Source organism: Streptomyces sp. NPDC048275 (assembly GCF_040652275.1).
Taxonomy (GTDB): Bacteria; Actinomycetota; Actinomycetes; order Streptomycetales; family Streptomycetaceae; genus Streptomyces.
This window is the reverse complement of the sequence record NZ_JBEZLR010000044.1, coordinates 19019-44775: the sequence shown is the minus strand read 5'-3', so window position 1 is coordinate 44775 and position 25757 is coordinate 19019. Positions and strand designations below refer to the sequence as shown.

Here is a 25757-nt window from a genome sequence, read left to right as displayed (position 1 = left end):
GCAGGAAGGCACTGACGTGACCCCCATGAAACCCCCCGCGGCCGGCGGCACCGCCGGTACGCGGCCCGAAGCCGTGCTGCGCGTACGAGGCGTCACCAAGACCTTCGGCGGGGCGGCCGCGCTCAAGGGCGTGGATCTCGACCTGTACTCCGGCGAGATCCACGCGCTGATGGGCATGAATGGAGCCGGCAAGTCGACTCTGGTGCAGGTCCTTTCCGGGATCCATCAGCCCGACGCCGGCACCATCGAGGTCAACGGACACACGCAGTCCGGGCTGACCGTGCGCAAGGCCCGTCGGCTCGGCATCGCCTCGGTTCCCCAGCGCCGCGAGTTGGCGATGGGCCTGACCGTGGCCGAGAACGTCATGCTGGGCGATCTGCCCACCCGGCGCGGCACCGTGCACTGGAAGGCGGTCAAGGACGAGGCGAACAGTGCGCTGTCCGACCTCGGCATCGACATCGACGTGGAGCGCGTCGCGGGCTCCCTCACCGTGGCCGAGCAGACCATGGTGGAGGTGGCCCGGGAGGTCCGGCGCGGCGGCCGGATCCTGATCCTCGACGAGCCGACCGCCTGTCTGAGCGCGGAGGCCGCGAACCAGATCAGGACGCTGGTGCGCACCTTGCGCGACGAGGGCGTCGCCGTCGTCTACATCTCGCACTACATCGACGAGGTCATGGCCATCGCGGACCGCCTGACCGTGCTGCGGGACGGGAACGTGGTGACCAGCGTGCCGGCCACGGACACCGACCCCGCGGGACTGGTCCGCAGCATGGTCGGCCGGGACGTGGTCTCGCAGCGCCCCGAGCGCCCCGCCCCGAAGGACGAGAGGGGCCTCGCCGTACGCGGCCTCAGCCACGGCCGGGCCGTCCAGGACTTCACCGTCGAGGTGCGCAAGGGCGAGATCGTGGCCGTACTCGGGCCCGCGGGCGACGCCCAGTCACGCCTGTTCGATCTGCTCTCCGGACGGCAGCGCCCGGACGCCGGCGAACTGAGCGTCGACGGCCGGGCCGTTCCCTTCGGCCGGGTCCAGGCCTCGCTGGCCAGCGGTCTGCGCTGCGTCACGGGTGATCGCCGCACCCTGGGACTCGTCCAGGGGATGTCCCTGGACGAGAACCTGATGCTCGCGGGCGACCGCTTCGCACGCCGCAAGCTGCACCGCCGTACCGAACTCGCCCGTCGTGCCGCGCCTCTGCGCGGCAGCTACGGCGTCGTCGCCCTCACCGGCAATCCGCCCGTGGGCGCGCTGTCCGGCGGCAACCAGCAGAAGGTCCTGCTCGGCAAGTGGCTGGAGACCGAGCCGGTCGCCTGCTTCCTCGAGGACCCCACCAACGGCGTGGACGTCGCGGCCATGGCCGACATCCACACCCTCGTCGACGACCTTGCCAACCGCGGCGTGGCCGTGCTGCTCGCCTCCTCGTCCGCCGAGGAGGTCATGCGCCTCGCCGACCGTGTCGTCGTCGTCAGCGGCGGCCGCATGGTCGCCGAACACGCCATCACCGCCATCACCCGCGACGAGCTCGTCGCCACTGCACTCGGAGGTCAACCGCAGTGAGCCTCAAGACCCCCTCCGCCTCCACGGACGCCGTGGCCCGTCCGCCCGAGCGCACCTCGTCCCGGTTGACACCCCAGTCCCTGCTGCGGATCCCGCACGGCGGGCTGATCGTCGTCCTCGTCCTGGTGTGCGTGTTCACCGCCCTGAACGCGGACTCCTTCACCAGCTCGCAGAACCTGCTCAACGTGCTGAGGCAGATCAGCGTGACCGCCGTCATCGCGGCCGGGCTGACCCTGCTGATGACCGCCGGCGGCATGGACTTCTCCATGGGCAGCAACGCGGCCGTCACCGTGTCGGTGGCCGCGCAACTGCTGTCGGGCGGCCATTCCACGCCCGTGACGGTGGTCCTCACCCTGCTCCTCGCCACCCTGATAGGCCTGGTCAACGGCCTGGTGGTGACCTTCACCAGGGTCGCTCCGTTCGTCGCCACCCTCGCCTCCGCGATGCTTCTCGACGGCGTCGCCCTACTCGTCCTCAATGGCATGAGCATCACCATCGGCGACAAGATGTTCGCGCTCGGAAACTCCAAGTTCCTCGGCATTCCCTACCTGCTGATCGTGGCGCTCCTGGTCCTGGTCGTGATCGGCCTGGCCATGCGGTTCACCACCTTCGGTCGCGACGCCTTCGCGATGGGCGGCAACGAGCACGTCGCCCGGCTGAGCGGCATCAACGTCTCCGGGCGCAAGCTCGCCCTGTACGCCCTCGCCGGCGCGCTCGCCGGTCTGGCCGGGCTGATGCTGCTCTCCCGGCTCGGCGCCGCCGCCCCTAACACCGGTGGTCTGCAACTCCAGTTGACCGCCGTGGCCGCGGTGGTCATCGGCGGTACCTCGCTGGCCGGCGGCCAGGGAAGCATTCCCGGCACGATCCTCGGTGTGGTGCTGCTCGGCGTCGTCGCCAACGCCCTCAACCTCCTCCAGGTCAACAGCTACTACCAGTACGTCGTCACCGGCGGAGTGCTGCTGGTCGCCGCCATCGTCAACGAGTTCCAGCGGAAGTCCTCACCAGGCCATTGAGGCCGCATCCATACGTTCTGCAAACGCACCTTCTCTTCAAAGATGCAGGAAAGGCGTAATCCATGAAGTCCACAGCCCGCCCCCGCCGCACAGTCGCGGCCTCGCTCGTCGGCGTCGCCGCCCTGGTGCTCTCCGGCTGCGGCTCGGAGTCCGACGGCGCGGGCGCCGCCGGCTCCGTCTCCCTCGGATTCGTCAACGGCGCCAACACCCACTTCCACACCTGTCTGCTCAAGTCCGTCGAGCAGACGGCCAAGGCGGAGGGGGCCACGGTCTACACGGCCAACTCCAAGCAGGATGCCGGGACAGAGCTGTCCAACATCGAGGACATGATCGCGCGGAACGTCGACGCCCTGATCGTGCAGACCGTCAATGTCGACGCCCTCGAGGGCGACATAGCCAAGGCCAAGAGCGCGGGTATCCCGATCTATCTGACCTCCGTGGCCACGGACGACATGTCGGACGTCCTGGGCGTCGCCAAGGTCGACTTGAAGAAGGTCGGCGGCTTGGACGCCGGCTGGATCGAGAAGGACGCCGCCGGTAAGGACGTCAAGGTCGGCATCGTCGCCGGAGCCCCGGGTGCGGCCTCCGACCTGCTGGTGGGCGGTTTCACCGACGCCCTGCCGTCGACCGCCAAGGTGGTCGCGAACCAGCCCGGCATGTTCAACCCCGCCAAGGCGCAGGATGTCGCCGAGAACATGATCCAGGCAAATCCCGACCTGGACTACGCCTTCGTCGCCAACGAGGAGATGGCCTTCGCCGTCCGCAAGGCGTTCGACGCGGCCGGCGCCAAGGATGTCAAGATCGTGACCGTCAATGGCACCGAGGACGGCCTGGCCGCGGTCAAGAGCGGCAGCCTCTCCGCCACCGTCGCCAACTCGGCGATGACCATCGGTCAGACAGCGGTCAAGAACACGATCGGACTACTTGACAAGGACAAGGACGTTGACAAAATTGCCAACATTCCACTTGTCTTGGTCACCGAGGGCAACGTGAGCGAGGCACCTCAATACTGCCCCAAGTAGCAGGATCCGCTTGGGGAACGGTGCCTGCCTCACCGCGTTCTGAGCCGCCCGACCGCCGCACGCAGTGCCGGAATGTCCTGATGGAGCCGCTATGAGGACCTTCCGGCGCGGCACGACCGCACGCCGACCGTTCGTGAAACCCGTTCCGCGGGCGGACGCACCACCCGCACATCCCGTACGACCGGCACCGCCGCCGGGGCCCACCCCTGGTGAGGTGGGCCTCCGGAGGAATCATGGATCGTCTGCTCCTCATGCACAGCTTCGTCACCGTCGCACAGGCCGGCAGCTTCAGCGGAGCCGCCAAGAAGCTGGGCTCATCGGGCTCGCTGGTGTCACGACATGTCGCCGAATTGGAACGGCAGGTGGGCGTCCGACTCGTCAACCGCACCGCCCGGTCGGTGAGCCTCACCGAACCCGGCCAGCGGTACGCCGAATTCGCCGCGCGCATACTCGAGGAAATCGACGCGGAGGACGCCGTTCTCTCGCACCTCCACGACCGCGCCGAAGGATCGCTCAGCATCATCTGTCCCAAGTGGATAGGAAGCCTGGACCTCGGAGACGCGATCGCCGCGTTTTCCGCGGCACACCCGAAAATTCATGTCCGCTTCGAGCTGGGCGGCATGTCCGACCGTACCTACGATTTTCTGGACAGCGGATTCGACGTCGCCTTCCATACACGGGACCTGCGGGACTCCAGCGTCCGGCTCAAGAAGATCGCCTCGCTGCCCTTCGTGCTCTGCGCGTCGAAGGAGTACCTGGACCGGAAGGGCCCGCTCACCGAGCCGAACGGTCTCGCACACCACGACTGCCTCGTGCACGTCAACGACCCCGTCTGGCGCATCGGGCACGGACACGCCTCCACCCTGCACAAGATCCGTAACGTGGCGTTCTCGTCCAACTCCTACATCGCCCTGCAGAAGGCCGCCGTGCATGGCCTGGGCATCGGCCTGCTGCCGCAGCGGCCGGCGTACGACGACCTCATGTCCGGCGCGCTGCGGGTCCTGCTCCCCGAGCTCGCGGTGCCCGACCGCCCGCTCTACGCGATCTACGGCCCCGGTCAGGCCACCCCGAGGAAAGTCACCGTATTCCTCGACTTTCTCACCGAGTGGTTCTCGGGCAATCCCATTCCGGCGATGGATCGGTGATCTGACCCTGTCCGGTCAGGACCGTGAGCAAACGACCGAGAGCGCAACTAACGATTGCAATGCCTGCGCGACCAGGCTGTTGAGGCCGTCAGAGCCGCAAACCTACGATCGCGGGGAACCGGTGACCGTACGAGCACCGCAGGCGCGATCTGCGACCAGGGCCTGTCCGGCGGATCAGGTCGGAGGGAAGCAACGCCGCAGATCGGCGCACCAGACCCCGCGTCTCCGGCGTGATCCGCCGGACAGGCCCTAAGCGAGGAATCCATGGGAATCCAGAGAATCGAATCGGTCACCTACACCATCGACGATCTCGACGAATGCGTCCGGTTCTTCGACGACTTCGGACTCTTCCTGCTGGAGCGGACCGACGAGCACGCGGTCTTCGAGACCCTCACCGGGCAGACGCTCCGGCTGGATACCGACCCCGGCCCGCTGCTTCCTCCGCCGGTGGAAGCCGGCCCCACCCTCCGGGAGGTGGTGTGGGGAGTCGACACCCCGCAGGAGTTGGAGCGGCTGGTGACGGCCGTGGGCCGGGACCGCGCGATCCGTGAGAGCGCCGACAGTGTCCACCACACCGTGGACGAGACCGGATTCGGGGTGGGACTCACCCTGGCCCGGCCGAAGGCCGCGGACGTCACGCCCCGGCCCGCCAACGCGCTCGGCAGCGTGAACCGTTGGAACACCGGGCTGGAGCCCATCACCCGGATACGCCCGCTGCGCATGTGCCACGTGGCCCTGAACATCATCAAGGAGGGACGCAAGGAAGCCGTCGGGTTCTACGTGGACCGCCTCGGCTTCCGGCCCACCGACGTCGTCGAGCCCATGGGCGTGTTCATGCAGGCCCCGGGCGACGACGACCAGCACACCATCCTGCTGTGCCACCGCCCCGACCGGGCCGGCGTCAACCACATCGCCTACGAGGTCCCGGGCTTCGACGACGTGGTGGAGGGCGGCAACTACATGATCGACCACGGCTGGCGGGAGGCCCGCCGGCTCGGTCGCCACACCGTCGGCTCCAACGTCTTCCGCTTTCTGCACGCCCCGTGCGGCGGACGTGTCGAATACGCCGCCGACATGGACCGGGTCGACGACACCTACGAGACCCGTTTCCACGAGACCACCCCGCCGCACCACATCTGGGCGCTGCGCACCAACCGCGACCAGCAGGACGCCCCCGCCTCCTGATCCACCATTCAGCCAGCCTGAAAGGGCACCCATGAGCACCGACCACGGCTACCCCGCCGTCCGCATGTACATCGCGGGCGAGTGGTGCCAGGGCGGCACCGGACGTACCGCCCCGATCGTGAACCCGGCCACCGAGGAGGTGATCGGAGAAGTACCGCTGGCCACCACCGACGACCTGGACCGCGCCCTCGACGCGGCCGCCGAGGGATTCCGGACCTGGCGCGACACCCCGATCGCCCAGCGCACCGCCCTCCTGCACGCCGCCGCCGACCTGCTCACCGAGCGCAGCGCGGAGGTCGGCCGGACCATGACCCTGGAGCAGGGCAAGCCCCTCGCCGAGGCGACCGGAGAGGCCCGCCGGGTCGCGGACACCCTGCGCTGGCACGCCGACGACGCCCGGCGCGCGTACGGCCGCATCATCCCGTCCGCCCCCGGCACGCTGCTGTCCGTACGCCGTGAACCGGTGGGCCCCGTCGCCGCCTTCGTCCCGTGGAACTTTCCGGCGGGCGGACCGATGCGGAAGATCTCCTCCGCGCTCGCCGCCGGCTGCTCCATCGTCATCAAGGCCTCGGAGGAGACTCCCGCCACCGCCGCCGCCCTCGTGCGGTGCTTCGTGGACGCGGGCCTTCCGGCCGGAGTGCTCAACCTCGTCTTCGGTGAACCGGCCGAGGTCTCCGCCCATCTGATCGCCTCCCCGGCCATCCGCCTCGTAGCCTTCACCGGCTCGGTCCCTGTCGGCAAGCTGCTCGCCGCCGCCGCAGGGGAGGTCATGAAGCCCTCCCTGATGGAACTGGGCGGCCACGCCCCCGTGATCGTGTGCGCCGACGCCGACCCGGCGAAGGCCGCCCGTCGCGCCGCGCAGGCCAAGTTCGCCAACGCCGGGCAGGTGTGCACCTCGCCGAGCCGGTTCCTGGTCCACGAGAGCCTTGTCGAGGACTTCACCGCCGAGTTCGTGAAGGCGGCCGAGGCGGTCGTCGTCGGTGACGGCCTGGCCGAGGGCACCACCATGGGACCGCTCGCCAACGAGCGCCGGCTCCAGGCGATGCAGCGGCTGACCGCCGACGCCGTCCGCCGCGGAGCCACGGTGCGCACGGGCGGTGAACGCCTGGACCGCGCCGGTTACTTCTTCGCGCCGACCGTCTTCACCGACGTGCCGGCGGACGCGGAGCTCCTGCACGAGGAACCGTTCGGCCCGATCGCGCCCATAGTGCCCTTCAGTGACGTCGACGCGGCGCTCGCGACCGCGAACGCGCTGCCGTACGGGCTGGCCGCGTACGGGTTCACCGAGTCCGCCGCCACCGCCGAGCACCTCGTGCGCGAGCTGGAGGCCGGGATCCTGTCCGTCAACCACTGCGGCGGCTCCGTCAGCGAGGCCCCCTCCGGTGGCGTCAAGGAGAGCGGCTACGGCAGGGAGGGCGGCCCCGAGGCCCTCGACGCGTACCTCATCACCAAGCGTGTCTCCCACCTGTTGGTGCCATGAGGTACACCCGCGTCTCGGTCGGCGGACGAGCGGTGTGGGGCCGCGTGGGGGAGGAGGACATCGAGCTGCTGTCCGAGTCCCCCCTCTATGGCGACCCCACGGTCATCGGCACGGTGCCGCGCGCCACCGCGACCTGGCTGCCCGTCGTCGTCCCGCCCGTGTTCTATGCCGTCGGCTTCAACTACCCGCGGCACATCGAGCACGCCGGCGCCGAGGTCCCCACCCGCCCAGAGGTGGGCTACCGGGCCAACAACGCGCTGACCGGCCACCTTTCGCCCATCGTGAAGCCACAAGAGGTAGCGGGCCGGTTCGAGGCCGAGCCGGAACTCGTCGCGGTCATCGGCCGCACCCTGCGACACGCCACCCATGAGGAAGCCCGTAAGTCCGTCTTCGGCTGGACGATCGGCAACGACGTCAGCGCCCGCACCTGGCAGCACCAGGACCGTACGTTCTGGCGCAGCAAGAACAGCGACTCGTTCAAACCCATGGGGCCCTGGATCGAGACCGACGTGGACGCCCTGGCGCAGACGACCACGCTCCGCGTGAACGGCGAGGACCGCGCGTCGTTCCCGACCGGTGACATGGTCTTCGACCCCTTCGACTACATCGTCGAGATCACCAAGCACATCACCATGCACCCCGGCGACGTGCTGTGGATGGGCGCCGAATCCACCTGCCAGATCGAGGCGGGCGACACCGTCGACGTCGAGATCAGCGGAATCGGCGTGCTCTCCAACCCCGTACATCCAGAAGGGAACCACGCATGAGCAACGCACCCCGCTACATCCACCACGTCAACTTCCCCACCACCGACCCCGACCGGACCGCCGAGTGGTACACCAGGGTCTTCGGGATGAAGCGGATCATGCCCAAGTCGAACACCCGCGTGGTGCTGATGACCCGCGGCAACTTCGACCTGCACTTCACCCCGGTCGAGGAGATGGAGCGCATGGCGCCCTATCACTTCGCGGTCGAGGTCGACGACTGGGACGACTTCCTCGCCCACCTCAAGGAGCTGGGCATCCGGCACACCCGCCCGATCGAGCGCCCCGAGAACCAGTCCAAGTTCTGCTACATCCACGACCCCGACCACACCATGATCGAGCTGGTCTGGCACGGCAAGCGCCCCAACTGATCGCGCTCCGACCGGAGTTCATTCCCAGCACCGCTAGGAGTTCATCCCCATGCCCATCGCCGACTCCGACGGCACCTCCATCTACTACGAGCGCCACGGCAGCGGTCCGGCGATCCTGTTCGTGCACGGCAGCGGCGGTCACCATGCCGCCTGGTGGCAGCAAGTGGCCGCGCTGCGCGAGGAGTTCACCGTCGTCACCGTGGACCTGCGCGGCTTCGGCAAGTCCGACGCCCCGGCCCGTCCGCACTCCTCGAAGCCCGAGTTCGACGGGCAGGACTTCCCCGGCGACGTGGTCGCCGTGCTCGACCAGGAGGACCTGACCGACGTCATGCTCGTCGGCCAGTCCATCGGCTCCGTCGCCGCACTGCGCGCCGCTCTGCTGCGGCCCGAGCGGGTGTCCTCGGTGGCCCTCGGCCACTCCCTGGGCAGCATCAGCCACCCGGAGCTGAAGGAACTGGCCGCCGCGGACCGCGCCGAGGCCGTCAAGCTTCCGGTCATCGACCGGCTGCTGACCAAGACGTTCCAGCAGGAGCGCGCCGACCTCACCTTCCTCTTCCAGCAGATGGGCACCTTCAACGTCGCGAAGATGGCCGACCTGCGCAACCTCGACACCAACGGCCCGTCCCTGGAGGACATCCAGGCCTCGGGCGTCAAGGTCGCCTTCCTGGCCGGCGAGAAGGACGCGGTGCTCAGCGTGAAGACCGTGACCCGCGCCCACGAGCTGCTGCCCGGCTCGCACCTGGAGATCGTCCCGGACGCCCCGCACTCCATGTACTGGGAGACGCCCCAGAAGTACAACGCGGCCGTCGCCCACCTGCGCCGCACCCTCACCGCACCGAAGGAAGCCGTATGAGCAGCCTCACCCTCGACGCCGCCGACGAGATCATCGACGCGGCCCTCAAGCGCGCCCACTCGCTGGGGAAGGCGGTGAGCGTCGCCGTGGTGGACGCGGGCGGCTTTGTCGTCAGCGTCCGCCGCTCGGACGGGGCGCGCCCGCTCACCCCGGACATCGCCCGCGCCAAGGCGTACACCGCGGCCGTGATGCAGCGGCCCGGCAAGATGCTGAAGAAGTGGCAGGAGAGCCAGCCGGTGTTCTTCTCCCAGCTCTCCCAACTGCCCGGCGCGGCCCTGCCGATCATGGCCACCGAGGGCAGCGTCACGATCAAGAAGGACGGCGAGATCATCGGGGGCCTCGGCATCGCCGGCGGCACCGCGGACGAGGACCAGCAGGTCGCCGACGACGTCCTCGAATCTCTCGGCTACGAGCTGGAGTTCGCCGCCTGGGGCGTCGCGGGCAAGCCCGCCGGGGACACCGGAAAGGACGCCTGAGCCATGGCGGATACGTTCAACTACCGCATCGACCACCACGGCAGCCTGATCCGCCCCGCCGAGCTCCTCGCCGCGCGGGCGGCGGGGGACCCCGAGGCCCTGCACGCGGCCGAGGTCAAGGCGGTCGAGGAGGCGGTGGTCCTGCAGCGCAGGCTGCGCTCCACGGTCGTCACCGACGGGGACTTCCCCCGTGAGGACTTCCGCGGCGCCGTCTTCGACGCCGTCTCCGGATTCCGCCGCACGGAGGAGGAAACCCCCGACGGCCTGCCCCGCTGGGTGGCGGAGTCGCTGCCGAAGGCGAACGGCCCGCTGGTGGCCGACTGGGCCGACCGGCTGTCGGAGCTGACGGTGATCGCCCCCAAGGTCTCCCTGCCGTCCCCGGCCTATCTGGCCGCCACCGCCTTCGCGCCGGAACTGGCCGCGTCGGGCGGCCCCGCCTCGGCCCGTGAACTCGGCGAAGCACTCGCGGAGATCATCCACGCGGAGATCGAACTGCTGGTCTCCCGCGGCGTGCGCCTGATCCAGCTGAACAACCCGCTCCTGCTCGGCCACATCGCCGTGGACCCGTCGGCCCCCGGCGTGCTCTCCTTCGAGGACGCGCTGGCCGTCGAGGCCTTGGCGGTACGACTGGACGAGCGCCCGGAGGGCGTACGGATCGGCGTCTCGCCCGGCTGGGCGGCCCCCGCCGTGGTGGACCGGGCCCGGGCCGAGCGGCTGTACGGCGAGGTCCCGGCGGACCGGTGGGTCCTGCCGTACGACCAGGGCACCGAGGCCGAACTCGATCTCCTCAAGGCCCTGCCCGAGGACCGGGACGTGTGCCTGGGCGTCGTGGACGCGACCGTGCCCGCACTCGAGGACATCGACACGGTGATGGCCCGGATCGACGCCGGTGCCGAGTTCAAGGACATCGAGGACATGGCCATCGCACCGTCCCGCGGCTTCGCCGACTCGGCGGCCCGGCCACTGCTGAGCGCCGAGGACCAGCGACGCAAGATGGTCCTGGTGGAGACCCTCGCCCGCTACTGCTGGGGCAACGAGTTCTGATCCAGGGCCGACGAAGAGCCGGGAAGCGCGTCCGCGCTTCCCGGCAGGGTTTTCAGGGGACCCCGGCTCTCAGAGCACCTCTGCTCAGAGATCCTCGGCTCTCAGAGCACCTCGGCGAACGTCACGGTCCGCTCCGTCAGCAGCGGCAGCACGCACCCCACGATGAGCTCCGCGAAGTGATCCGTCGCCTTGTGCGCCTCGAAGCCGGCCCGGTCGGTGTACTGCTCGTAGAGCACGTACGAACCCGCCTGGTCGGCCTCGGCATGCACCTCGTAGGCGAGGTTCGCGGGCTCGGTCGGCGTGAGGTCACGCATCTTGAGCAGCGCTGCGCGCACGGTGGCCTCGTCGGCGGGTGCGCACCGGTAGTGGGCGACGACAGCGAACGCCATGTCTTTCCTCCGGATGGGTTGTGCGGTAGGGCCCGCCGATTCCAGCACGAATCCCCTGATGAGCGACCCGCGCGGAGCGAAAGCAATGTCTGCCCCCGCGGGGCTGGTCGCCGAGGTGCCTCTTCGTGTGTTGTCAGTCTGGCCCCCCGGCCGTCCCATCTGGTTGACCGCGGCCCGCACCGCGGCAGACGAGAGAAGTGATCTTCATGCGAACCCTGGACACGCTCTCCGGCGGAGAGTGGGTGGCGACGGGCGAGTGGATCGACGTCCACGACCCCTCCGACCTGCGCACCCCCGTCGCCCGCGTTCCCGCGCTGAGCGCCGCCGACGTCACCCGCGCCTACGACCACGCGGAGCGCGGCTTCGCCGTCTGGAAGCGCACCAGCCCCTTTGAGCGCGCCCGGATCATGACCGAGGCGAGCCGGCTGCTGCGCGAACGCGTCGCGGACATCGCCGAGGACCTGGCCACCGAGATGGGCAAGACCCGCGCCGAGGCGACGGTGGAGACGGTCAAGGCCGCCGACTTCCTGGAGTACTACGCGGGCATCGCCCGCCAGGGCTACGGGACCCTGCTGCACGACGCCCGCCCCGACACCCGCACCAGTTTCCAGCGGGAGCCGATCGGCATCGTCCTTGCGATCACCCCGTGGAACGACCCGCTGATCACCCCGGCCCGCAAGCTGGCCCCCTGCCTCGCGGCGGGCAACGCGGCGATCCTCAAGCCGGCCACCGACACCCCGCAGGCCGCCCTGCACTTCGCCCGCGCCCTGCACGACGCGGGCCTGCCGGCCGGCGTCCTCAACGTGGTCACCGGCCGGGGCTCGGAGATCTCCGAGGCGCTGATCTCCGACCCGCGCCTCGTCGCGCTCACCTTCACCGGCAGCAACGAGGTCGGCGAGGGGCTGCGCGCCCAACTCGCCCACACCGGCGTCCGCTTCCAGGGTGAACTCGGCGGCAAGAACGCCACCGCCGTCCTTGCCGACGCCGACCTGAACGCCGCTGCCAAGGCCGTCGCCGCCGCCGGCTTCGCCCAGGCCGGGCAGCGCTGCACCGCGACCAGCCGGGTGATCGTCGAGCGGTCCGTGTACGAGGAGTTCACCCGGCTGCTGCTGGCCGAGGCCGCCGCGCTGCGGGTCGGCCCGGGCCTTGCCGAGGGCACCACGATGGGGCCGCTGGTGAGCGCCCGGCAGCGCGACAGCGTCCTGTCCGACGTCGAACGCGCCGTGAAGCAGGGCGCTACGGTCCTGGCCGGCGGCGACCAGCCGAAGGACCAGGCGCTCAGCCACGGCTGCTACGTCAACCCCACCGTGCTCGGCGAGGTGACCCCGAACCTGGACATCTGGCGCGAGGAGGTGTTCGGCCCTGTCGTCGCCCTGCTTCCGGTGGACTCCTTCGAGGAGGCGATCGAGGCGGTCAACGACTCCGTCTTCGGCCTCGCCGCCGCCGTGTTCACCCGGGACCTCGGCGCCGCGTACCGCTTCGCCGACGAGGCCGAGTGCGGCCAGATCGCCGTGAACACCACCACCTCCGGCTGGGACGTCCACCACCCCTTCGGAGGCTTCCGGGACTCCGGATCGCCGTTCAAGGAGCAGGGCGAGGAAGCCCTGCGCTTCTACACCCGCGTCAAGACCGTCGCCGTCCACTTCGGCGCGTGACGCTCGCGCGAACGGTCGTGCGAACGCTCTCGCGAGCGGTCGCGCAAGGAAACTCGCAAGGAAAGGAGGATGCCGATGGCTGACGAGACGATCGGCATCGTCGGCGCCGGCATCGTGGGCCTGGCCACCGGCCGTGAGATCGCCCTGCGTCGCCCCGGCACCCGGGTCGTGGTGCTGGAGAAGGAGCGGGAGGTCGCCGTCCACCAGACGGGGCACAACTCGGGGGTGGTGCACGCAGGGATCTACTACAAGCCCGGCAGCCTCAAAGCCCGACTGTGCACCAAGGGCATGGCGATGATCCGCGAGTACTGCCAGGAGCGGAACCTGCCGTACGACGAGTGCGGCAAGCTGGTCGTGGCGGTGACCGACGACGAAGTGCCCCGTATGGAGGCGCTGCACGCCAACGCCCTGGAGAACGGGGTGCCGGGCGCCCGCCGGATCTCGGCCGGTGAGATCCGCGAGATCGAGCCGTACGCCATGGGCCGGGCGGCCATCCACTCCCCGCGCACCGCCATCACCGACTACACCGCCATCGCCCAGTCCTTCGCCAAGGACATCGAGGAGTCCGGCGGCGAGGTGCGGCTCGGCTTCCCCGTCACTCGCGTCACCCGGCTCACCGGCGGCGGCATCGAGGTCGCCTCCGGGGCCGAGACGCTGAAGGTGGACCGTCTCGTGCTCTGCGCGGGACTGCACAGCGACAGCGTCGCCCAGCTCGCCGAGGACGGCTCCGATCCGCGGATCGTTCCGTTCCGCGGCGAGTACATGACGGTCGCCCAGGAGAAGGCACACATGGTGCGGGGCCTCATCTACCCCGTGCCCGACCCGCGCTACCCCTTCCTCGGCGTGCACTTCACCCGCCGGGTGAACGGGGAGGTGGAGGTCGGCCCCAACGCGGTGCTCGCCCTCTCCCGCGAGGGGTACCGCCTCACCGACATCGACCTGCGCGAACTCGGCCGCATCGCCGCCTTCCCCGGCATCTGGCACCTGGCGAGGCAGCACTGGCGCACCGGCATCAAGGAGATGCGCGGCTCGCTGTCGGTGCGGTCCTACATGAAGGCGGCCAAGGCGTACGTCCCCGACATCGACGCCTCGGACGTGGTGCGCGGCGGAGCCGGCGTACGCGCTCAGGCGCTCGGCAGGGACGGCTCGCTCGTGGACGACTTCGCCATCCATCGAGTGGGCGCGGTCACGGCCGTACGCAATGCGCCCTCGCCCGCCGCGACCTCGTCCATGGCGATCGCGGAACACATCGTCGGCACCGTTTTCGACTCCGCCGCCGCAACCTGAAAATGCCCTGCGTGCAGCGCTGTTTCGCGCAACTAGTGCTTGCATCCCCAGGGCTCTGCAAGGGCTCACGGCCCGCCTAGCGTTTCTTTCGCACCACCGCAGACCACACCCCCCGTCGAGAGAGAGCTCACGCCATGTTCGTTGTCGACACGCAGATCCACATCTGGCTGGAAGAGACCCCGGACCGTCCCTGGGTCCCGGGCGCCCGGGAGCGGATCCGCCTCAACGGCCACCGCGAGGAGGCCTTCTCCTACGAGGAGGCCCTGGAGCTGATGGACGAGGCCGGCGTCAACCGCGCGCTGATCCTGCCGCCGTCCTGGGAGGGCAACCGCATCGACTACGCCCTCGAGGCCTGCGAGGCGTACCCGGACCGCTTCGGCATCATGGCCCGCGTCCCCCAGGACGACGAGGTCGAGGGCACGGCCATGCTGAAGGACTTCGCCCAGAACCCGCACATCAAGGGCACCCGCCTCACCTTCCACCGGCCGCAGGACCGTAACTGGATGATCGACGGCACCAACGACTGGTACTGGCCGATCGCCGAGGAGCTCGGCGTCCCCACCATGGTCCACGCCCCGATCTGGAAGCGTGAGCTCGGCCAGATCGCCGCCAAGCACCCCGGCCTGAAGATCATCATCGACCACATGGGCATCATGGCCCGCTGCGTCGACGACGCGATCGGCTACTGGGTCCAGGAGACCGCCGACCTGGCCGTGCACCCCAACATCTACGTCAAGGTCTCGGCGCTCCCCGGCTACTCGACGCAGCCCTTCCCGAACAAGAACATCGAGAAGTACGTGCGCGAGATGGTCGACAAGATGGGCCCGCAGCGCTGCTTCTACGGCACCGACATCACCCGTCTGCTCGGCCACGGCATCACCTACACCGACACGATCGAGCAGTTCACCAAGCACTGGGACTTCACTCCCGAGGAGCTTGAGTGGATCATGGGCCGCGGCATCAGCGAGGTCCTGAACTGGCCGATCGAGGGCTGAGGAACCACCAGAGATGAGTGACAGCAAGAACACCTCAGGCAGCGACGGCGGTGAAGCCCTCGTGTCGGCCTTCAACGCCGTCGGTGCCGACTACCTCTTCTGCTCATCGGGGTCCGAATGGGCCCCGGTGTGGGAGTCCCTGGCCCGGCGTCACCGGGACGGTGCCCCGGCGCCGGAGTACCTGGACCTCACCCACGAAACGGTGGCGGTCGGCATGGCCACCGGGTACGGCCTGGTCAAGCGGCGCCCGCAGGGCGTGCTGCTGCACGCGGCCCCCGGGCTGCTGCAGGGGTCGATGGCGGTACACGGCGCGCTGCTCGCCGGCGTCCCGATGGTGGTCACCTCCTCGGAGTCGAGCACCTACGGCGACGGCCCGGGGCAGGACCCCGGCGGTCAGTGGTACCGCAACCTGTCGATCGTGGGCGGTCCGCACAACATCGCGACCCCGTTCACCAAGTGGTCCAACGAGGCCGCCAGCGTCCACACCCTGCCCACGATGATCACCCGGGCGGCGGAGCTGTCCTGGCGGGCCCCCGCCGGTCCGGCGTACCTCAACATCCCGCTGGAGATCCTCCTGGAGGAGTGGGACGGCCGCGAGGCCAAGCCCATCGTCCCGCCGGGCTCCACGCACAGCTCGCCCGAAGAGGTCGATCCCGTCGCCCAGATGATCCGCGAGGCCGTCAACCCCGTGATCGTCACCGAGACGGCGGGCCGCGAGGCGGGCGGCTTCGAGGCCCTCGTCGCCTTCGCCGAGGCGTGGAACATCCCGGTCGTCGAGCCCGACTCCGCGGTGTGCGGCAACTTCCCGCGCACCCACCCGCTGCACGCGGGCAGCGACATCGGCCCGTGGATGGACGAGGCGGACCTCATCCTCCTCGTCAACTGCCGCGTCCCGTTCTACCCGCCCAGCCGGCGCCCGTCCAAGGCGCAGATCGTCGTCATCGACGAGGTGCCGCAGCGCCCGCACGTCGTCTACCAAGTCCTGTTCGCCGACAGGTACTTGGAGGGCAACGTCGCCAACACCCTGCGCCAGCTCACCAAGCGCGCCAAGGACCTCGACGAGGTCGCGGTGACCGCGCGGCGGGGAGTACAGGAGGAGCGGCACGCCGACGAGCAGGCCGCGATCGCCGCGGCCGAGGCGAAGGCGGCGCGGGCCGACGGCATCGACCCGGTGCTCGTCGCCGCGACGCTGCGCGGGCTGCTCGACGGCTCGGACGCGATCGTCGTCGACGAGACCATCACGCACAGCCGGGTCGTCAAGCGCCATCTCCAACAGGACGCCCCCGACTCGTACTTCTATGTGCAGGGCGGACTCGGCCAGGGCATCGCGGTGGCGCTGGGCGTCAAGCTCGCCGCCAAGGAGCGGCCGGTGGTCCTCACGATCGGCGACGGCGCGTTCACCTACAACCCGGTCCTCCCGTCGTACGACGCCGCCAAGGCGTACGACCTACCGGTGCTGATCGTGGTCTTCAACAACCGCGTCTACAAGTCGATGAACCTCAACCACCGCAGGTTCTATCCCGAGGGCGCCGCCGCCGAGACCGGGGAGTGGCTCGGTACCGACCTGCACCGGCTGCCCCGACTCGCGCAGTTCGCCGAGCCGTTCGGCATGCACACCGAGACCGTCGACGCGCCGGACGGGCTCGCCCCCGCCTTGGAGCGTGCCCTCAAGGCCGTGGCGGAGGGCACCACTGCCGTCGTCGACGTTCTCGTCACCCGCTGACCCAGGAGGCACCCGCCACCATGACCGACAACCCAACGCCCAAGCTTGGCAAGGTACTTGTCCCAGCCGAGGAGCTGCGCACCTTCGCCGCGGCCCTCCTCGAGAAGGGCGGCCTCAGCCCCGAGCACGCCCGTACCACCGCCGATGTGTTCGTCTGGGCCGCGCTGCGCGGCGTCGACTCCCACGGCACCGCGCGTGTCCCCGCCTACCTGGAGCTGCTGGCCAAGGGCGTGGCCAACGCCAAGCCCGAGATCAAGGTCGAGTCCGGCACGTCCGCCGTCGCCGTCCTGGACGCCGACCGGGCGCCCGGACCGGTGGCCCTCACCGCGGCAGCGGAGGAAGCGGTGACCCGGGCCAGGGCGAGCGGTGTTGCCGCCGTGGGAGTGCGCCGCACCGTGCACACCGGCGCCATCGGCTACTACGTGTCGAAGATCGCCGAACAGGGCCTGGTCGGCATCGCCTTCGTCGCCGGGATGCCCAACATGGGCTACACCGGAGTCAAGGGCGCCGCCGTGGCCACCAGCCCGCTCGCCATCGCCGTGCCCGCCGAGAGCCACGCCCCGCTGCTGCTCGACATGGCCACCGCCACCATCGCCCTGGGCAAGATCCGCCAGGCGAAGGCGAGTGGCGCCCCGCTGCCGGAGGGCGCCGCCGCCACCGAGGACGGCACCCCCACCACCGACCCTTCGCTGGCGGTCATGCCGCTGCCGCTGGGCGGCGCCAAGGGGTCCGGCATGTCGATCGCCTTCGAGCTGCTCACCAGCGTGCTGGTCGGGGCGCCGATCTTCGCCGCCTTCCACTCGGACGATCCCCAGGGCCGCAAGCACCGCCAGAACGCCCTGATCATCGCGATCGACCCGGCGGCCTTCGGGGACGCGGTCGGCTTCACCGCGGCCGTCGATGCCACGCTGAGCACCCTCAAGGGACTGCCGCCGGCGGACGGCGCGGAGGGTGTGTTCTATCCCGGCGAGCGCAGCGCCTCCGTGGCCGCGGAGCGTGCCGCGAAGGGAGTGCCGGTGGCGCCGAAGGTGTGGCGCGAACTGATCGAGAACGCGGCCAAGTTGGGCGTGACACCGCCCGAAGCCCGATAGCGGGGCTGACAGGTCTCCACGAAGGGGGATGGAGGGACAGGTGGCAGGGGCGCCCGAGGTATGACGGCCGCCCCGGCCACCCGGTCCGCTCCGAAGCGCCCGCCGCCCACTCGACCGGCGCCGGGCGCCCCGGTGTCGGGCTGCCTCGTCAACCGGCGTCGGGCGCCCCGGCGTCGACGGCCCGCCGCACCTGCCGGGCGATCAGGGCGTAGACCTCCCGGGCCTTGACGTCGTCGGTGCCGTCGTACCCGTGGTCCGCGTTGGGCACGTCGTAGTGCTGGACCAGCGCGCCCGCCCGCTGCAGGCGTCCGGCGTAGCGCTCGCCCTCCGCCTTGAGGAGGTCGAACTCCGCGGTGACCATCAGGGCCGGGGCGATGCCCTTGAGATTCGCGGTGTCCGACGGATGGGCGGGGGACACCAGCCGGTCGGCGCGCTCGCGCGGGTCGGGCACGTACGAGGAGTCGAAGACCTCCGCCATCCAGGGGCGCAGCACCGGCTTGGGGATGGCCGCACGCTTGTCCTTGGCGCTCGTCACGAGGTCCAGCGGTGGGTAGTGGAGGACCTGCAGCGCGATCGAAGGTCCACCTTCCTCGAGCGCCTGGCGGGCCACCGCCGCCGCGAGACCGCCTCCGGCACTCTGGCCACCCACGGTGAGCCGGCTGCCGTCCCAGCCGTGTTCCCCACCGTGCTCGGCGATCCACCGTACGACCTCGAAGGCCTGTCGCGTCGGTGCGGGGAACGGGTGTTGGGGGGCGACGACATAGTCCACATTGATCACGGCCACCCCCGCCTCGGCGGCGAGGCAGCGGCACAGCGGATCGTCGATTTCCGTCAGGGGTATGACGTAGCCACCCCCATGGAAGTTGACGTGAACCGGCGGAGGTGGGCCCTCGGTCGCGGGCATGTACACCACGACCCGGGCCGGAGCGACCGAGGTGGGGACCGTCAGTTCGCGTGCGTCGCGGGGAAATTCCGGGAACCGGCCGTGCAACGAAGCCGCGGAGCCGCGGCCTTCGGCACGTCGGCTCGCCAATACGGCGAGGCGCTGGACCGACTTGGCGGCGAAGGCGGCCACGGTCGGCCGGGCGAGGAGGGACATGCGGTTCCATTCGTCGAGCCGTGGCGCCAATCGACAGGATTCCTGTCAATTGAGTGGGGTGATGCTAGCACGGGCCGGTGAAGCCTCCTAGGTGATTGCCAGGGGTGCCTTACGCACCCACCGCGGGGTGAACGACATTGTTGGCAATCGCGAGTGGTATTTTCCGGCAGCTTCCGGGCCTCAAACAGCGGACCCTGGCTCGTGGAGTCCTCCCCGAGCTGCCCGAGGCCGGCTGACGCACCCGGCAGAACTTCTCCGCGTATTCACCGCAGCCACCTGGTGGTAGCCGGACGGCGCCGGACTCTACTCGCGATCACCGGGGATGGTCCGGCGCTCTTCTGCGTGGGGCTGCTCACGCTCTGACCAGAGTAAAAGGCCGAGGAATGGTCAATACCTGTGGATGGGGGTGCCTGTCACGAATGCCACAGGCCCCGGAGTTTCGGTCTGTGGGGGCGTCATCCCTTGACGTCAGGAAGGCGCGGCCTCCGGGGGGATGACGCCCCGCCCGGCTCACCAGGTCTTGCCGGCCTGCTCCCGGACCGTGTGGTTGATCCGGTTGAAGAAGTTGGTCATCGCGATCTCCAGGGTGATCGCGCCCAGCTGCTCCTCGCTGAAGTGGTCGGCGGCGGCGTCCCAGATCTCGTCGGTGACGCCCGGTGCGCCGTCCTGGAGCCGGGTGGCGGCCTCGGTCAGGGTGAGGGCAGCCCGCTCCTCATCGGTGTAGAAGGGCGTGTCGCGCCACGCGACCACGTTGTGCAGCCGATCGTCTGTCTCACCGGCCTTCTTCGCGGACTGGATCGTGGCGAAGACGCAGGGGCTGCAGCCGTTGATCTGGCTGGTGCGCAGGTGGACCAGGGACAGCAGGTGCTTGTCTACGCCCCCGGCGTGAATCGCCTTGTAGAGGTGCTGGATTGCTGTGATCACGTCGGGATTGGCCGGGCTTGTCATGCGTGCTTCCATCGGTCTTGCTCCTTCATCGGTGGTTGATCGGTTACCTGCGCCCCTCCGGGCCCGTCATCACCCATGACGGAGCAGAGCCGAGGAAGGTAACAACATGTCCGACACCAGCCCGACGGACCCGATAGCCGAGACGTTCGAGGCCCAGCGCGACCGGCTGCGCGCGGTCGCTCACCGCATGCTCGGGTCGCACGCCGACGCCGAGGACGTGGTCCAGGAGGCCTGGCTGCGGCTCTCCCGCCAGGACACGGCGACCATCCACAACCTCGCCGGCTGGCTGACCACGGTGGTCGGCCGGATCAGCCTCGATGTCCTGCGATCGCGCCAGGCCCGCCCGGAGGCGTCCTACGACGATGGTCTGTCCGAGCTCGTGGTGACGCTCGACGACAGTCCTGCTCCCGAGGACGACGCCGTGCTCGCCGACTCGGTCGGACTCGCGCTCCTCGTCGTCCTGGACTCCCTCGGGCCGAGCGAGCGGCTGGCGTTCGTGCTGCACGACCTGTTCGCGGTGCCGTTCGACGAGATCGGCCAGATCCTCGGCAAGTCCACCGCCGCCACCAAGATGCTCGCCAGCCGCGCCCGCAGGAAGGTGCAGACGATCGAGCGACCGACCGGCGTCGGACGGGAGCAGCGAGAGGTGGTCCAGGCCTTCCTGACAGCGGCTCGCCGCGGCGACTTCGAAGAGTTGCTGCGGGTACTCGACCCCGAGGTGAAACTGACCGTCGACACCCCGTCCGGCGTGGTCGTCACCCTCGGCGCCACCCAGGTCGCAGCCGGCGCGCACCTGTCCGCCAGCGCGGCCACGCAGGGGCGGACGGTGCTCGTCAACGGCCTCCCGGGGATCATTTCCTGGCGCGAGGACGGCACCCCGCTCTCGGTCCTCGCGTTCACCGTCGTCGACGGCCGGATCACCGGCATCACCGTCGTGATCGACCCGGCCAAGCTCGCGCTGATGGACCTGCCGGATCCGGCGTGAGTCCCTGCCGAGGCAGTTGCCGTCAAGCGGCCAAGGTCTGTGGATCATTGACCTGTTTCAGGCTGCGGGGGCTTCGTGGCGTTCGACGAGGTGGCCGCGTTCGAAGCGGGCAGCAGCGGTGTGGATGTGACCGGCTGCGAGGAGCTGATCGGCGAGGCGGCTGCGCAGGGTGCTGGGTTCGTGTGGCTGAGTGGTGGGAGGAGGAGTCGACACGGTGAGCCTTCCGGGTGGAGGTTTCATGCGGGATCCACGACGGTGGGTGAGGCGGGGCGCGGGATGGTGCCGGCGGGGGCGTACTGGGCGGCTTGTGCATCGAACATCGCGGCATAGTGCCCCTGGGCAGCCATGAGTTCGTCGTGGCTGCCGCGTTCTGCCAGTCGTCCCTGGTGCAGGACGTAGATGCGATCGGCGTAGCGGACGCCGGACATGCGATGGGTGACGAGGACGACAGCGCGGTTCGGGGCAGCGAGCTGGCGGATGCGGTCGAACGCTTCGATCTCGGCTTCCGGATCGAGGGCGGAAGTGGGTTCGTCCACGATGAGGACGCTGTCTCCCTGGGAAGTTGAGCTACGCCAGTGAGTGCGGGCCAGGCCGACCTTCTGCCATTCACCGCCGGACAGTTCGACAGCTCCGCGGAACATGCGGGCCAGCAGGCTCTGCAACCCGTCGGGGAGTTTGGCGATGACCGAGTCGGCTCCCGCGTAGTCGACGGATACTTGCAGGTCTTCCGAAGAGGCGTCGTGGTCGGCTCGCCCGATCCGGATGTTCATCGCGGCCGTCACAGGCCAGCGTTGGAAATCCTGAGTGAGCAGTGCGACGCGGTCGAAGACCTGGGAGCGTTCCAGGCCGGCGATGTCCAAGTCGCCCCACCGCACGGTCCCTTCCTGGGGCAGCAGCAGGCCCGAGAGGATCTTCATCAGGGTGCTCTTGCCGGAGCCGTTCTCGCCCACCACGGCCGTGACCGAGCCCATGGGCAGCGTGAGCGTCACATGGTCCAACGCCGGAGTTTCGCGGTCGGGATAGCGGTAGGTGACCTGGTCGAGGGCAACCTGCTTGACTTGGTTCGGGACCGGATTGCCTGTCTCGGGGATGGCGCGTTGGGCGGCCTCGGTCAGGAACCGTCCGTGATCGCGGACGTAGAGGGACTCCTCGTGCAGCGTGTTGATGTTCATCACCAGGGCGCCCAGGCTTGCCGAGCCGGAGCGGACGGCGATCACCGCGGTGCCGGCCACTGCAAGGCTCATATGCCCGCTCATGACCAGCCAGATCATGGTTCCGTAGGTGGCCGCCATCGCCACCCCGGACAGCGCGGCGGCCACCCACTCGGTGACCGCCTTGCTGGAGGCCAGCCGTTCCTGCTCGGCCTCGGCGCTTTGGGCCATGCGCTTGTACCGGCTGAGCAGGAACGGACCGACACCGTGGATGCGCACTTCCTGGGCGGCAGTGCGCTCAGTCAGGAGGTTGCCGATGAGGCGGCTGGCCCGCAGGTGCTCGATCCAGCTCATCACCGACACGTAGCGCTCCTGGGCCACGCGCATGGCGCCCCAGCCGCGCGGCGCGGCGATGAGGATCAGCATGGGCAGCAGTACTGGGTGCAGGACGGTGAGCACGCCAGCCGTGGCCACCAGGGAGATGGCGCTGTTCAGCGCGGCGACACAGGCGCCGATCATGCGGCGGGCGCTGGCCGGGCCGTACTGGGCGATGTCGATCAAGCGGCGGAAGTCCGGGTCGTCGATGGCTTCCAGCTCGACGGAGGCTGCGGCAGCCAGGTACTGGGTGGTGGCGATCCGCTCGACGAGCGGCTCCAGGCGGCCCGCTCGGGACGTGGACCACCCGGCAAGAGCTGAGTTGACGACGGCAGTCGCAGCGGCGGCGAACAGACCGGGCAGCAGGGCATGCAGTCGCTCCACGGCGCTGCTGGAGCCGAGAAGGGCGTGCATGACGGCGTTGACGGCAAGCAGCCCGACGGCAGCGGCAATGCCCTGCCCGATCTCGCTGATCCCGACGGCGATGAGCGCCCGGCGATCCGTGTTCCACGCCATGCGCAGGGTCGCGCCGACCAGACTCGGCATGGATCGGAGCGCGGACATCATGGTCAAGTCCAGCCGCGCATGCTCGTGTTGGGACCAGCCCATGTCGTAGCGCAGGGGGCCGCCGAACAGTTCACGCTCTGCGTCGGAGACAACCGGCTCGGCCGGCCTGACCTTCCCGAAGAACCTCTTCACAGAGCGCCTCCCTGCGTGGGCCAGTTCAGCGCCCTGTACGAAGGGCCGTGGGTGAGCATCTGGAAGATGGCAGCGCTGTAGGGGTGGCAGTCCGGCGGAGGTTTCTCCATCGAGACCCAGAACAGCCCTCCGCGCTTGTCCTCGCAGTTGTGCGGCTCGCCGGTCCAGGACTGCGCGACGAACACGGCGGTGACTCGGTCCATGCCGTCGGGAGCGTGATGGTGCACGATCCCGCAGAATTCCTGCTGCGCTGGAGTGATGCGGACTCCGGTCTCCTCCTCTGCCTCCCGGCGTGCTGCCCGGTCCAAGGGCTCGCCGGCCTGAAGGTGGCCGCCCACGACGGTCAGCTGTCCCGGCGCCTGCGCCGAGTCGGGTTTCCTGAGGACAGCTGGAATGTTCCTGAAGTGCGTCATGCCAGGTACCTCGTATCCGGTCGGGATGCGCCGGCCAGGAACCAGCCAAAGCCGTCAATGCTGCGGACGAAGCTGTCAGAGGGGGCGGTGACGGTTTCGAACGGAGGATGAACGAGGGCAGGGCGAGGCGAGGTATGCATGGGTGCTCCTGGGGCTTGATGCGGACAGGTGATCGGGTAACTGGGAGTTGTTTGTCGCCGTAACGGGGCTGCGGGGGCGAAATCTAGAACGTGATTTCGCATTCTCGATCCAGCCGCAGCGATGCCGGGGTGATGTGTCGTGATGCTGCGTTCGATCACTCCTGTGGGTGTGGGTACTCCTCCTAGGGGATTGCGAGGGCTGGCAGAACTCCTATTCGCTCAGGCATCCTTCGGCGTGGCCAGCAGTTTGAAGCGGGTATTGCTGGAGTCGGGGAAACCACCGGCTGGGGGTGCGAGCGCGCGGCTCCGGCCGGGGTGCGGCAAGTGGTTCGTCCGCCACTGCTCCAGCAGCGAGCGCAGGGGTGCGCTGCGCTGTCGGCCTCTTATGGGCTCTCGGTGCAAGTAGCCAGGCGTTCAGGCGACCCGCCGGGGACCGGCGGAGCCGTAAGCGAGGGAGTTTCTTGATGGAGAGCCGGGATGTTCGGAGCGGGAACCTCCGGCGAGGGCCGCGACGTCGGCGCGCTGACACTCCCCGGAGTCCAGGACGCCCTGGTGGAGGCGGCCCTCGAGGCCGCGAACCGCGCCGTTCTCGTCATGGTCTCGGGCCGCCCGTACGCGATCGGTCGGCACGCCCGCAAGGCCGACGCGACCGTGCAGGCGTTCTTCCCCGGCGATGAGGGCGCGGCGGCGATCGCCGGTGTCTTCTCCGGGCGGATCAACTCCTCGGGGCGCCTGCCCGTGCAGATCCCGGGCGGCACCAGGCCGGCCGGGCACCTACCTGGCGCCTCCGCTCGCACTCAGGAGCGATGGCGTGACCAACACCATCGACCCGCTGTACCTCACCGACCCGGTCGTGTGGGGCGAGCCGCGCCTCGTCGACGACACCCGGACCATGACCACCGCGTGTTCGGGGTCGTCCATGCGCGGGAACGCCGCCGGCAAATCCGTGTTCTGGCCACTGGCCGTCAGCACGGGGTACCGGCGGGCGTCCGCGCTGATCGGCGGATCGCTCCGCGCCATCTTGACGTCCTCGAACCGATTGACCGCGCAGGCGGTCCTGCCGTGCGACGTCCGCACACGCGTCAGGCCTTCACCGAGACGCCACTGCGTCTGCTCGGCCGGGGGGTCGAAGGGACAGAGGCTTGACCAGACCCGTCTCGTAGGCGAACACGACGGCCTGGACCCGGGCACGGGCGCCGATCTTGGCGAGAATGTTGCTGATGTGGGTCTTGACCGTGGTCGGGGCTATCGACAGCCGCTCGGCGATCTCCGAGTTGCTCCAGCCGGAGGCGAGAGCGGCAAGCACTTCGATTTCGCGTTCGGTGAGGCGGGACAGCCTGCTTCTTCGGTCTGTGCTGCTGGTGGAGCCCTGGTCACGGACGGCCTCGATGAGTGCGCGCGTGAAACGAGGCGACAGGACGGAGCCTCCCAGCGCGACGGTGTGGAGGGCTGCGGCGAGCTCGTCGGGGAGAGCGTCCTTGAGGAGGAGTCCGCCGGCACCCGCGCGCAGGGTGGCGTAGGCGTACTCATCGGCGTCGGAGGGCGCCAGCACCAGTACCCGCGGGGGGAGCCTGCTTGCCGGATCGGTGTGACGCGCCTGGACATGACTGTCGGGTCGGGCGATGCGGCGTACGGCCTGAATGCGGTCGACGTCCGGCCGGCCCATGTCCATGAGGACGGCATCGGGCCGGAGAGGGCCGGCGGCTCGGATCGCCTGGTCGCAGTCGGCCGCCTCGCCCACGACCGTGATGCTGGGCTGGGCTTCAAGGAACATCCGCAGGCCGAGACGTTGCAGAGTCTGGTCGTTGACGATGAGTACGGTGATCATGCGGGCGTTCTCCCGGCGGACCGGGCCCGGAGGCATGCGGCCGACCATGTTCGCAGCGGGGCGGAGCATGAAGG

25 protein-coding genes are annotated in these 25757 nt (G+C 69.5%); 18 read left to right on the top strand and 7 right to left on the bottom strand.

The window, feature by feature from the left end; all coding sequences use genetic code 11:
* The first annotated feature begins 25 nt into the window (after positions 1-25).
* The 11 genes from AB0D57_RS25010 (at position 26) to AB0D57_RS24960 (ending at position 10905) form a co-directional block, all read left to right on the top strand.
* Positions 26-1552 (top strand): sugar ABC transporter ATP-binding protein, encoded by a 1527-nt coding sequence (locus tag AB0D57_RS25010; RefSeq protein ID WP_362076995.1) that lies wholly within the window; start codon positions 26-28, stop codon positions 1550-1552.
* Positions 1549-2565, top strand: coding sequence for an ABC transporter permease (locus AB0D57_RS25005; protein ID WP_362076992.1), 1017 nt, complete (start codon positions 1549-1551; stop codon positions 2563-2565). The genes AB0D57_RS25010 and AB0D57_RS25005 overlap by 4 nt, the downstream gene beginning before the upstream one ends.
* A 62-nt stretch (positions 2566-2627) precedes the next feature.
* On the top strand, positions 2628-3587 hold the full coding sequence (locus AB0D57_RS25000; protein ID WP_362076989.1) for a sugar ABC transporter substrate-binding protein: 960 nt from the start codon (positions 2628-2630) through the stop codon (positions 3585-3587).
* Between the two features lie 233 nt (positions 3588-3820).
* On the top strand, positions 3821-4732 hold the full coding sequence (locus AB0D57_RS24995; protein WP_362076986.1) for a LysR family transcriptional regulator: 912 nt from the start codon (positions 3821-3823) through the stop codon (positions 4730-4732).
* A 264-nt stretch (positions 4733-4996) separates the two neighbouring features.
* Positions 4997-5917 carry a VOC family protein gene (locus tag AB0D57_RS24990; RefSeq protein ID WP_362076983.1) on the top strand — a complete coding sequence of 307 codons (921 nt, stop codon included), beginning with the start codon at positions 4997-4999 and terminating at the stop codon, positions 5915-5917.
* A gap of 31 nt (positions 5918-5948) precedes the next feature.
* Positions 5949-7397 (top strand): NAD-dependent succinate-semialdehyde dehydrogenase, encoded by a 1449-nt coding sequence (locus tag AB0D57_RS24985; protein ID WP_362076980.1) that lies wholly within the window; start codon positions 5949-5951, stop codon positions 7395-7397.
* Positions 7394-8164, top strand: a complete 771-nt coding sequence (locus AB0D57_RS24980) for a fumarylacetoacetate hydrolase family protein (RefSeq protein ID WP_362076977.1) — start codon at positions 7394-7396, stop codon at positions 8162-8164. Before AB0D57_RS24985 ends, AB0D57_RS24980 begins: the two co-directional genes overlap by 4 nt.
* Positions 8161-8532: a VOC family protein gene (locus AB0D57_RS24975; protein ID WP_362076974.1), complete on the top strand. Its 372-nt coding sequence runs from the start codon at positions 8161-8163 to the stop codon at positions 8530-8532. The genes AB0D57_RS24980 and AB0D57_RS24975 overlap by 4 nt, the downstream gene beginning before the upstream one ends.
* Positions 8533-8581: 49 nt before the next feature.
* Positions 8582-9385 carry an alpha/beta hydrolase gene (locus AB0D57_RS24970; protein ID WP_362076971.1) on the top strand — a complete coding sequence of 268 codons (804 nt, stop codon included), beginning with the start codon at positions 8582-8584 and terminating at the stop codon, positions 9383-9385.
* Complete coding sequence (locus AB0D57_RS24965) at positions 9382-9861, top strand: heme-binding protein (protein WP_362076968.1); 480 nt, start codon at positions 9382-9384, stop codon at positions 9859-9861. Before AB0D57_RS24970 ends, AB0D57_RS24965 begins: the two co-directional genes overlap by 4 nt.
* A gap of 3 nt (positions 9862-9864) precedes the next feature.
* The gene (locus AB0D57_RS24960) at positions 9865-10905 is read left to right on the top strand and encodes a methionine synthase II (cobalamin-independent)-like protein (RefSeq protein WP_362076965.1); all 1041 of its coding nucleotides are present in this window, start codon (positions 9865-9867) and stop codon (positions 10903-10905) included.
* Between the two features lie 101 nt (positions 10906-11006).
* Here the strand turns inward: AB0D57_RS24960 and AB0D57_RS24955 are convergent, their stop codons facing one another.
* Positions 11007-11294: an antibiotic biosynthesis monooxygenase gene (locus tag AB0D57_RS24955; RefSeq protein ID WP_362076962.1), complete on the bottom strand. Its 288-nt coding sequence runs from the start codon at positions 11292-11294 to the stop codon at positions 11007-11009.
* 206 nt (positions 11295-11500) lie between these two features.
* Here AB0D57_RS24955 and AB0D57_RS24950 point away from each other — a divergent pair, with 206 nt between their 5' ends.
* From AB0D57_RS24950 to AB0D57_RS24930, 5 genes are all read left to right on the top strand, one after another.
* Positions 11501-12949, top strand: coding sequence for an aldehyde dehydrogenase family protein (locus AB0D57_RS24950; protein ID WP_362076959.1), 1449 nt, complete (start codon positions 11501-11503; stop codon positions 12947-12949).
* Positions 12950-13024: 75 nt separating this feature from the next.
* Positions 13025-14236, top strand: a complete 1212-nt coding sequence (gene lhgO, locus AB0D57_RS24945) for an L-2-hydroxyglutarate oxidase (RefSeq protein ID WP_362076956.1) — start codon at positions 13025-13027, stop codon at positions 14234-14236.
* A gap of 134 nt (positions 14237-14370) precedes the next feature.
* The gene (locus AB0D57_RS24940; RefSeq protein ID WP_362076953.1) at positions 14371-15231 is read left to right on the top strand and encodes an amidohydrolase family protein; all 861 of its coding nucleotides are present in this window, start codon (positions 14371-14373) and stop codon (positions 15229-15231) included.
* A 13-nt stretch (positions 15232-15244) separates the two neighbouring features.
* Positions 15245-16954: a thiamine pyrophosphate-dependent enzyme gene (locus AB0D57_RS24935; protein ID WP_362076950.1), complete on the top strand. Its 1710-nt coding sequence runs from the start codon at positions 15245-15247 to the stop codon at positions 16952-16954.
* A gap of 20 nt (positions 16955-16974) precedes the next feature.
* Positions 16975-18045 carry an Ldh family oxidoreductase gene (locus AB0D57_RS24930; protein WP_362076947.1) on the top strand — a complete coding sequence of 357 codons (1071 nt, stop codon included), beginning with the start codon at positions 16975-16977 and terminating at the stop codon, positions 18043-18045.
* Positions 18046-18193: 148 nt separating this feature from the next.
* On the opposite strand, the gene AB0D57_RS24925 is transcribed toward AB0D57_RS24930, so the two are convergent.
* Positions 18194-19144: an alpha/beta hydrolase gene (locus AB0D57_RS24925; protein ID WP_362076944.1), complete on the bottom strand. Its 951-nt coding sequence runs from the start codon at positions 19142-19144 to the stop codon at positions 18194-18196.
* Between the two features lie 510 nt (positions 19145-19654).
* A complete protein-coding gene (locus tag AB0D57_RS24920) occupies positions 19655-20104 on the bottom strand; it encodes a carboxymuconolactone decarboxylase family protein (RefSeq protein ID WP_362076941.1) in 450 nt (149 codons plus the stop codon).
* A gap of 94 nt (positions 20105-20198) precedes the next feature.
* Between AB0D57_RS24920 and AB0D57_RS24915 the strand changes: the two genes are divergently transcribed.
* Positions 20199-21077, top strand: coding sequence for a sigma-70 family RNA polymerase sigma factor (locus tag AB0D57_RS24915; protein ID WP_362076938.1), 879 nt, complete (start codon positions 20199-20201; stop codon positions 21075-21077).
* 57 nt (positions 21078-21134) lie between these two features.
* Here the strand turns inward: AB0D57_RS24915 and AB0D57_RS24910 are convergent, their stop codons facing one another.
* Genes AB0D57_RS24910 through AB0D57_RS24900 form a run of 3 tightly spaced genes read right to left on the bottom strand, consistent with a single transcriptional unit; the run spans position 21135 to position 23715 of the window.
* Positions 21135-21317: a hypothetical protein gene (locus AB0D57_RS24910; RefSeq protein WP_362076935.1), complete on the bottom strand. Its 183-nt coding sequence runs from the start codon at positions 21315-21317 to the stop codon at positions 21135-21137.
* Entirely contained in the window at positions 21314-23302 is a 1989-nt protein-coding gene (locus tag AB0D57_RS24905) for an ABC transporter ATP-binding protein (RefSeq protein WP_362076932.1), read from the bottom strand. Before AB0D57_RS24905 ends, AB0D57_RS24910 begins: the two co-directional genes overlap by 4 nt.
* Complete coding sequence (locus AB0D57_RS24900) at positions 23299-23715, bottom strand: NUDIX domain-containing protein (protein ID WP_362076929.1); 417 nt, start codon at positions 23713-23715, stop codon at positions 23299-23301. Before AB0D57_RS24900 ends, AB0D57_RS24905 begins: the two co-directional genes overlap by 4 nt.
* A gap of 617 nt (positions 23716-24332) precedes the next feature.
* On the opposite strand from AB0D57_RS24900, the gene AB0D57_RS24895 reads away from it, so the two are divergent.
* Positions 24333-25001 carry a glycoside hydrolase family 3 C-terminal domain-containing protein gene (locus AB0D57_RS24895; RefSeq protein WP_362076926.1) on the top strand — a complete coding sequence of 223 codons (669 nt, stop codon included), beginning with the start codon at positions 24333-24335 and terminating at the stop codon, positions 24999-25001.
* On the opposite strand, the gene AB0D57_RS24890 is transcribed toward AB0D57_RS24895, so the two are convergent.
* The gene (locus tag AB0D57_RS24890; protein WP_362077083.1) at positions 24946-25683 is read right to left on the bottom strand and encodes a response regulator transcription factor; all 738 of its coding nucleotides are present in this window, start codon (positions 25681-25683) and stop codon (positions 24946-24948) included. The two genes, AB0D57_RS24895 and AB0D57_RS24890, sit on opposite strands and share 56 nt — an antisense overlap.
* Between the last annotated feature and the right edge of the window lie 74 nt (positions 25684-25757).

What these genes read in the sequence shown, in the direction of transcription:
- AB0D57_RS24930 (WP_362076947.1), top strand. Translation starts at nt 16,975, where the DNA reads ATGACCGACAACCCAACGCCCAAGCTTGGCAAGGTACTTGTCCCAGCC.
- AB0D57_RS24925 (WP_362076944.1), bottom strand. Translation starts at nt 19,144, where the DNA reads ATGTCCCTCCTCGCCCGGCCGACCGTGGCCGCCTTCGCCGCCAAGTCG.
- AB0D57_RS24965 (WP_362076968.1), top strand. Translation starts at nt 9,382, where the DNA reads ATGAGCAGCCTCACCCTCGACGCCGCCGACGAGATCATCGACGCGGCC.
- AB0D57_RS25010 (WP_362076995.1), top strand. Translation starts at nt 26, where the DNA reads ATGAAACCCCCCGCGGCCGGCGGCACCGCCGGTACGCGGCCCGAAGCC.
- AB0D57_RS24900 (WP_362076929.1), bottom strand. Translation starts at nt 23,715, where the DNA reads ATGACGCACTTCAGGAACATTCCAGCTGTCCTCAGGAAACCCGACTCG.
- AB0D57_RS24975 (WP_362076974.1), top strand. Translation starts at nt 8,161, where the DNA reads ATGAGCAACGCACCCCGCTACATCCACCACGTCAACTTCCCCACCACC.
- AB0D57_RS24985 (WP_362076980.1), top strand. Translation starts at nt 5,949, where the DNA reads ATGAGCACCGACCACGGCTACCCCGCCGTCCGCATGTACATCGCGGGC.
- AB0D57_RS24890 (WP_362077083.1), bottom strand. Translation starts at nt 25,683, where the DNA reads ATGATCACCGTACTCATCGTCAACGACCAGACTCTGCAACGTCTCGGC.
- AB0D57_RS24995 (WP_362076986.1), top strand. Translation starts at nt 3,821, where the DNA reads ATGGATCGTCTGCTCCTCATGCACAGCTTCGTCACCGTCGCACAGGCC.
- AB0D57_RS24935 (WP_362076950.1), top strand. Translation starts at nt 15,245, where the DNA reads ATGAGTGACAGCAAGAACACCTCAGGCAGCGACGGCGGTGAAGCCCTC.
- AB0D57_RS24960 (WP_362076965.1), top strand. Translation starts at nt 9,865, where the DNA reads ATGGCGGATACGTTCAACTACCGCATCGACCACCACGGCAGCCTGATC.
- AB0D57_RS24955 (WP_362076962.1), bottom strand. Translation starts at nt 11,294, where the DNA reads ATGGCGTTCGCTGTCGTCGCCCACTACCGGTGCGCACCCGCCGACGAG.
- AB0D57_RS24920 (WP_362076941.1), bottom strand. Translation starts at nt 20,104, where the DNA reads ATGGAAGCACGCATGACAAGCCCGGCCAATCCCGACGTGATCACAGCA.
- AB0D57_RS24910 (WP_362076935.1), bottom strand. Translation starts at nt 21,317, where the DNA reads ATGAAACCTCCACCCGGAAGGCTCACCGTGTCGACTCCTCCTCCCACC.
- AB0D57_RS25000 (WP_362076989.1), top strand. Translation starts at nt 2,628, where the DNA reads ATGAAGTCCACAGCCCGCCCCCGCCGCACAGTCGCGGCCTCGCTCGTC.
- lhgO (WP_362076956.1), top strand. Translation starts at nt 13,025, where the DNA reads ATGGCTGACGAGACGATCGGCATCGTCGGCGCCGGCATCGTGGGCCTG.
- AB0D57_RS24915 (WP_362076938.1), top strand. Translation starts at nt 20,199, where the DNA reads ATGTCCGACACCAGCCCGACGGACCCGATAGCCGAGACGTTCGAGGCC.
- AB0D57_RS24895 (WP_362076926.1), top strand. Translation starts at nt 24,333, where the DNA reads ATGTTCGGAGCGGGAACCTCCGGCGAGGGCCGCGACGTCGGCGCGCTG.
- AB0D57_RS24950 (WP_362076959.1), top strand. Translation starts at nt 11,501, where the DNA reads ATGCGAACCCTGGACACGCTCTCCGGCGGAGAGTGGGTGGCGACGGGC.
- AB0D57_RS24990 (WP_362076983.1), top strand. Translation starts at nt 4,997, where the DNA reads ATGGGAATCCAGAGAATCGAATCGGTCACCTACACCATCGACGATCTC.
- AB0D57_RS24940 (WP_362076953.1), top strand. Translation starts at nt 14,371, where the DNA reads ATGTTCGTTGTCGACACGCAGATCCACATCTGGCTGGAAGAGACCCCG.
- AB0D57_RS24970 (WP_362076971.1), top strand. Translation starts at nt 8,582, where the DNA reads ATGCCCATCGCCGACTCCGACGGCACCTCCATCTACTACGAGCGCCAC.
- AB0D57_RS24980 (WP_362076977.1), top strand. Translation starts at nt 7,394, where the DNA reads ATGAGGTACACCCGCGTCTCGGTCGGCGGACGAGCGGTGTGGGGCCGC.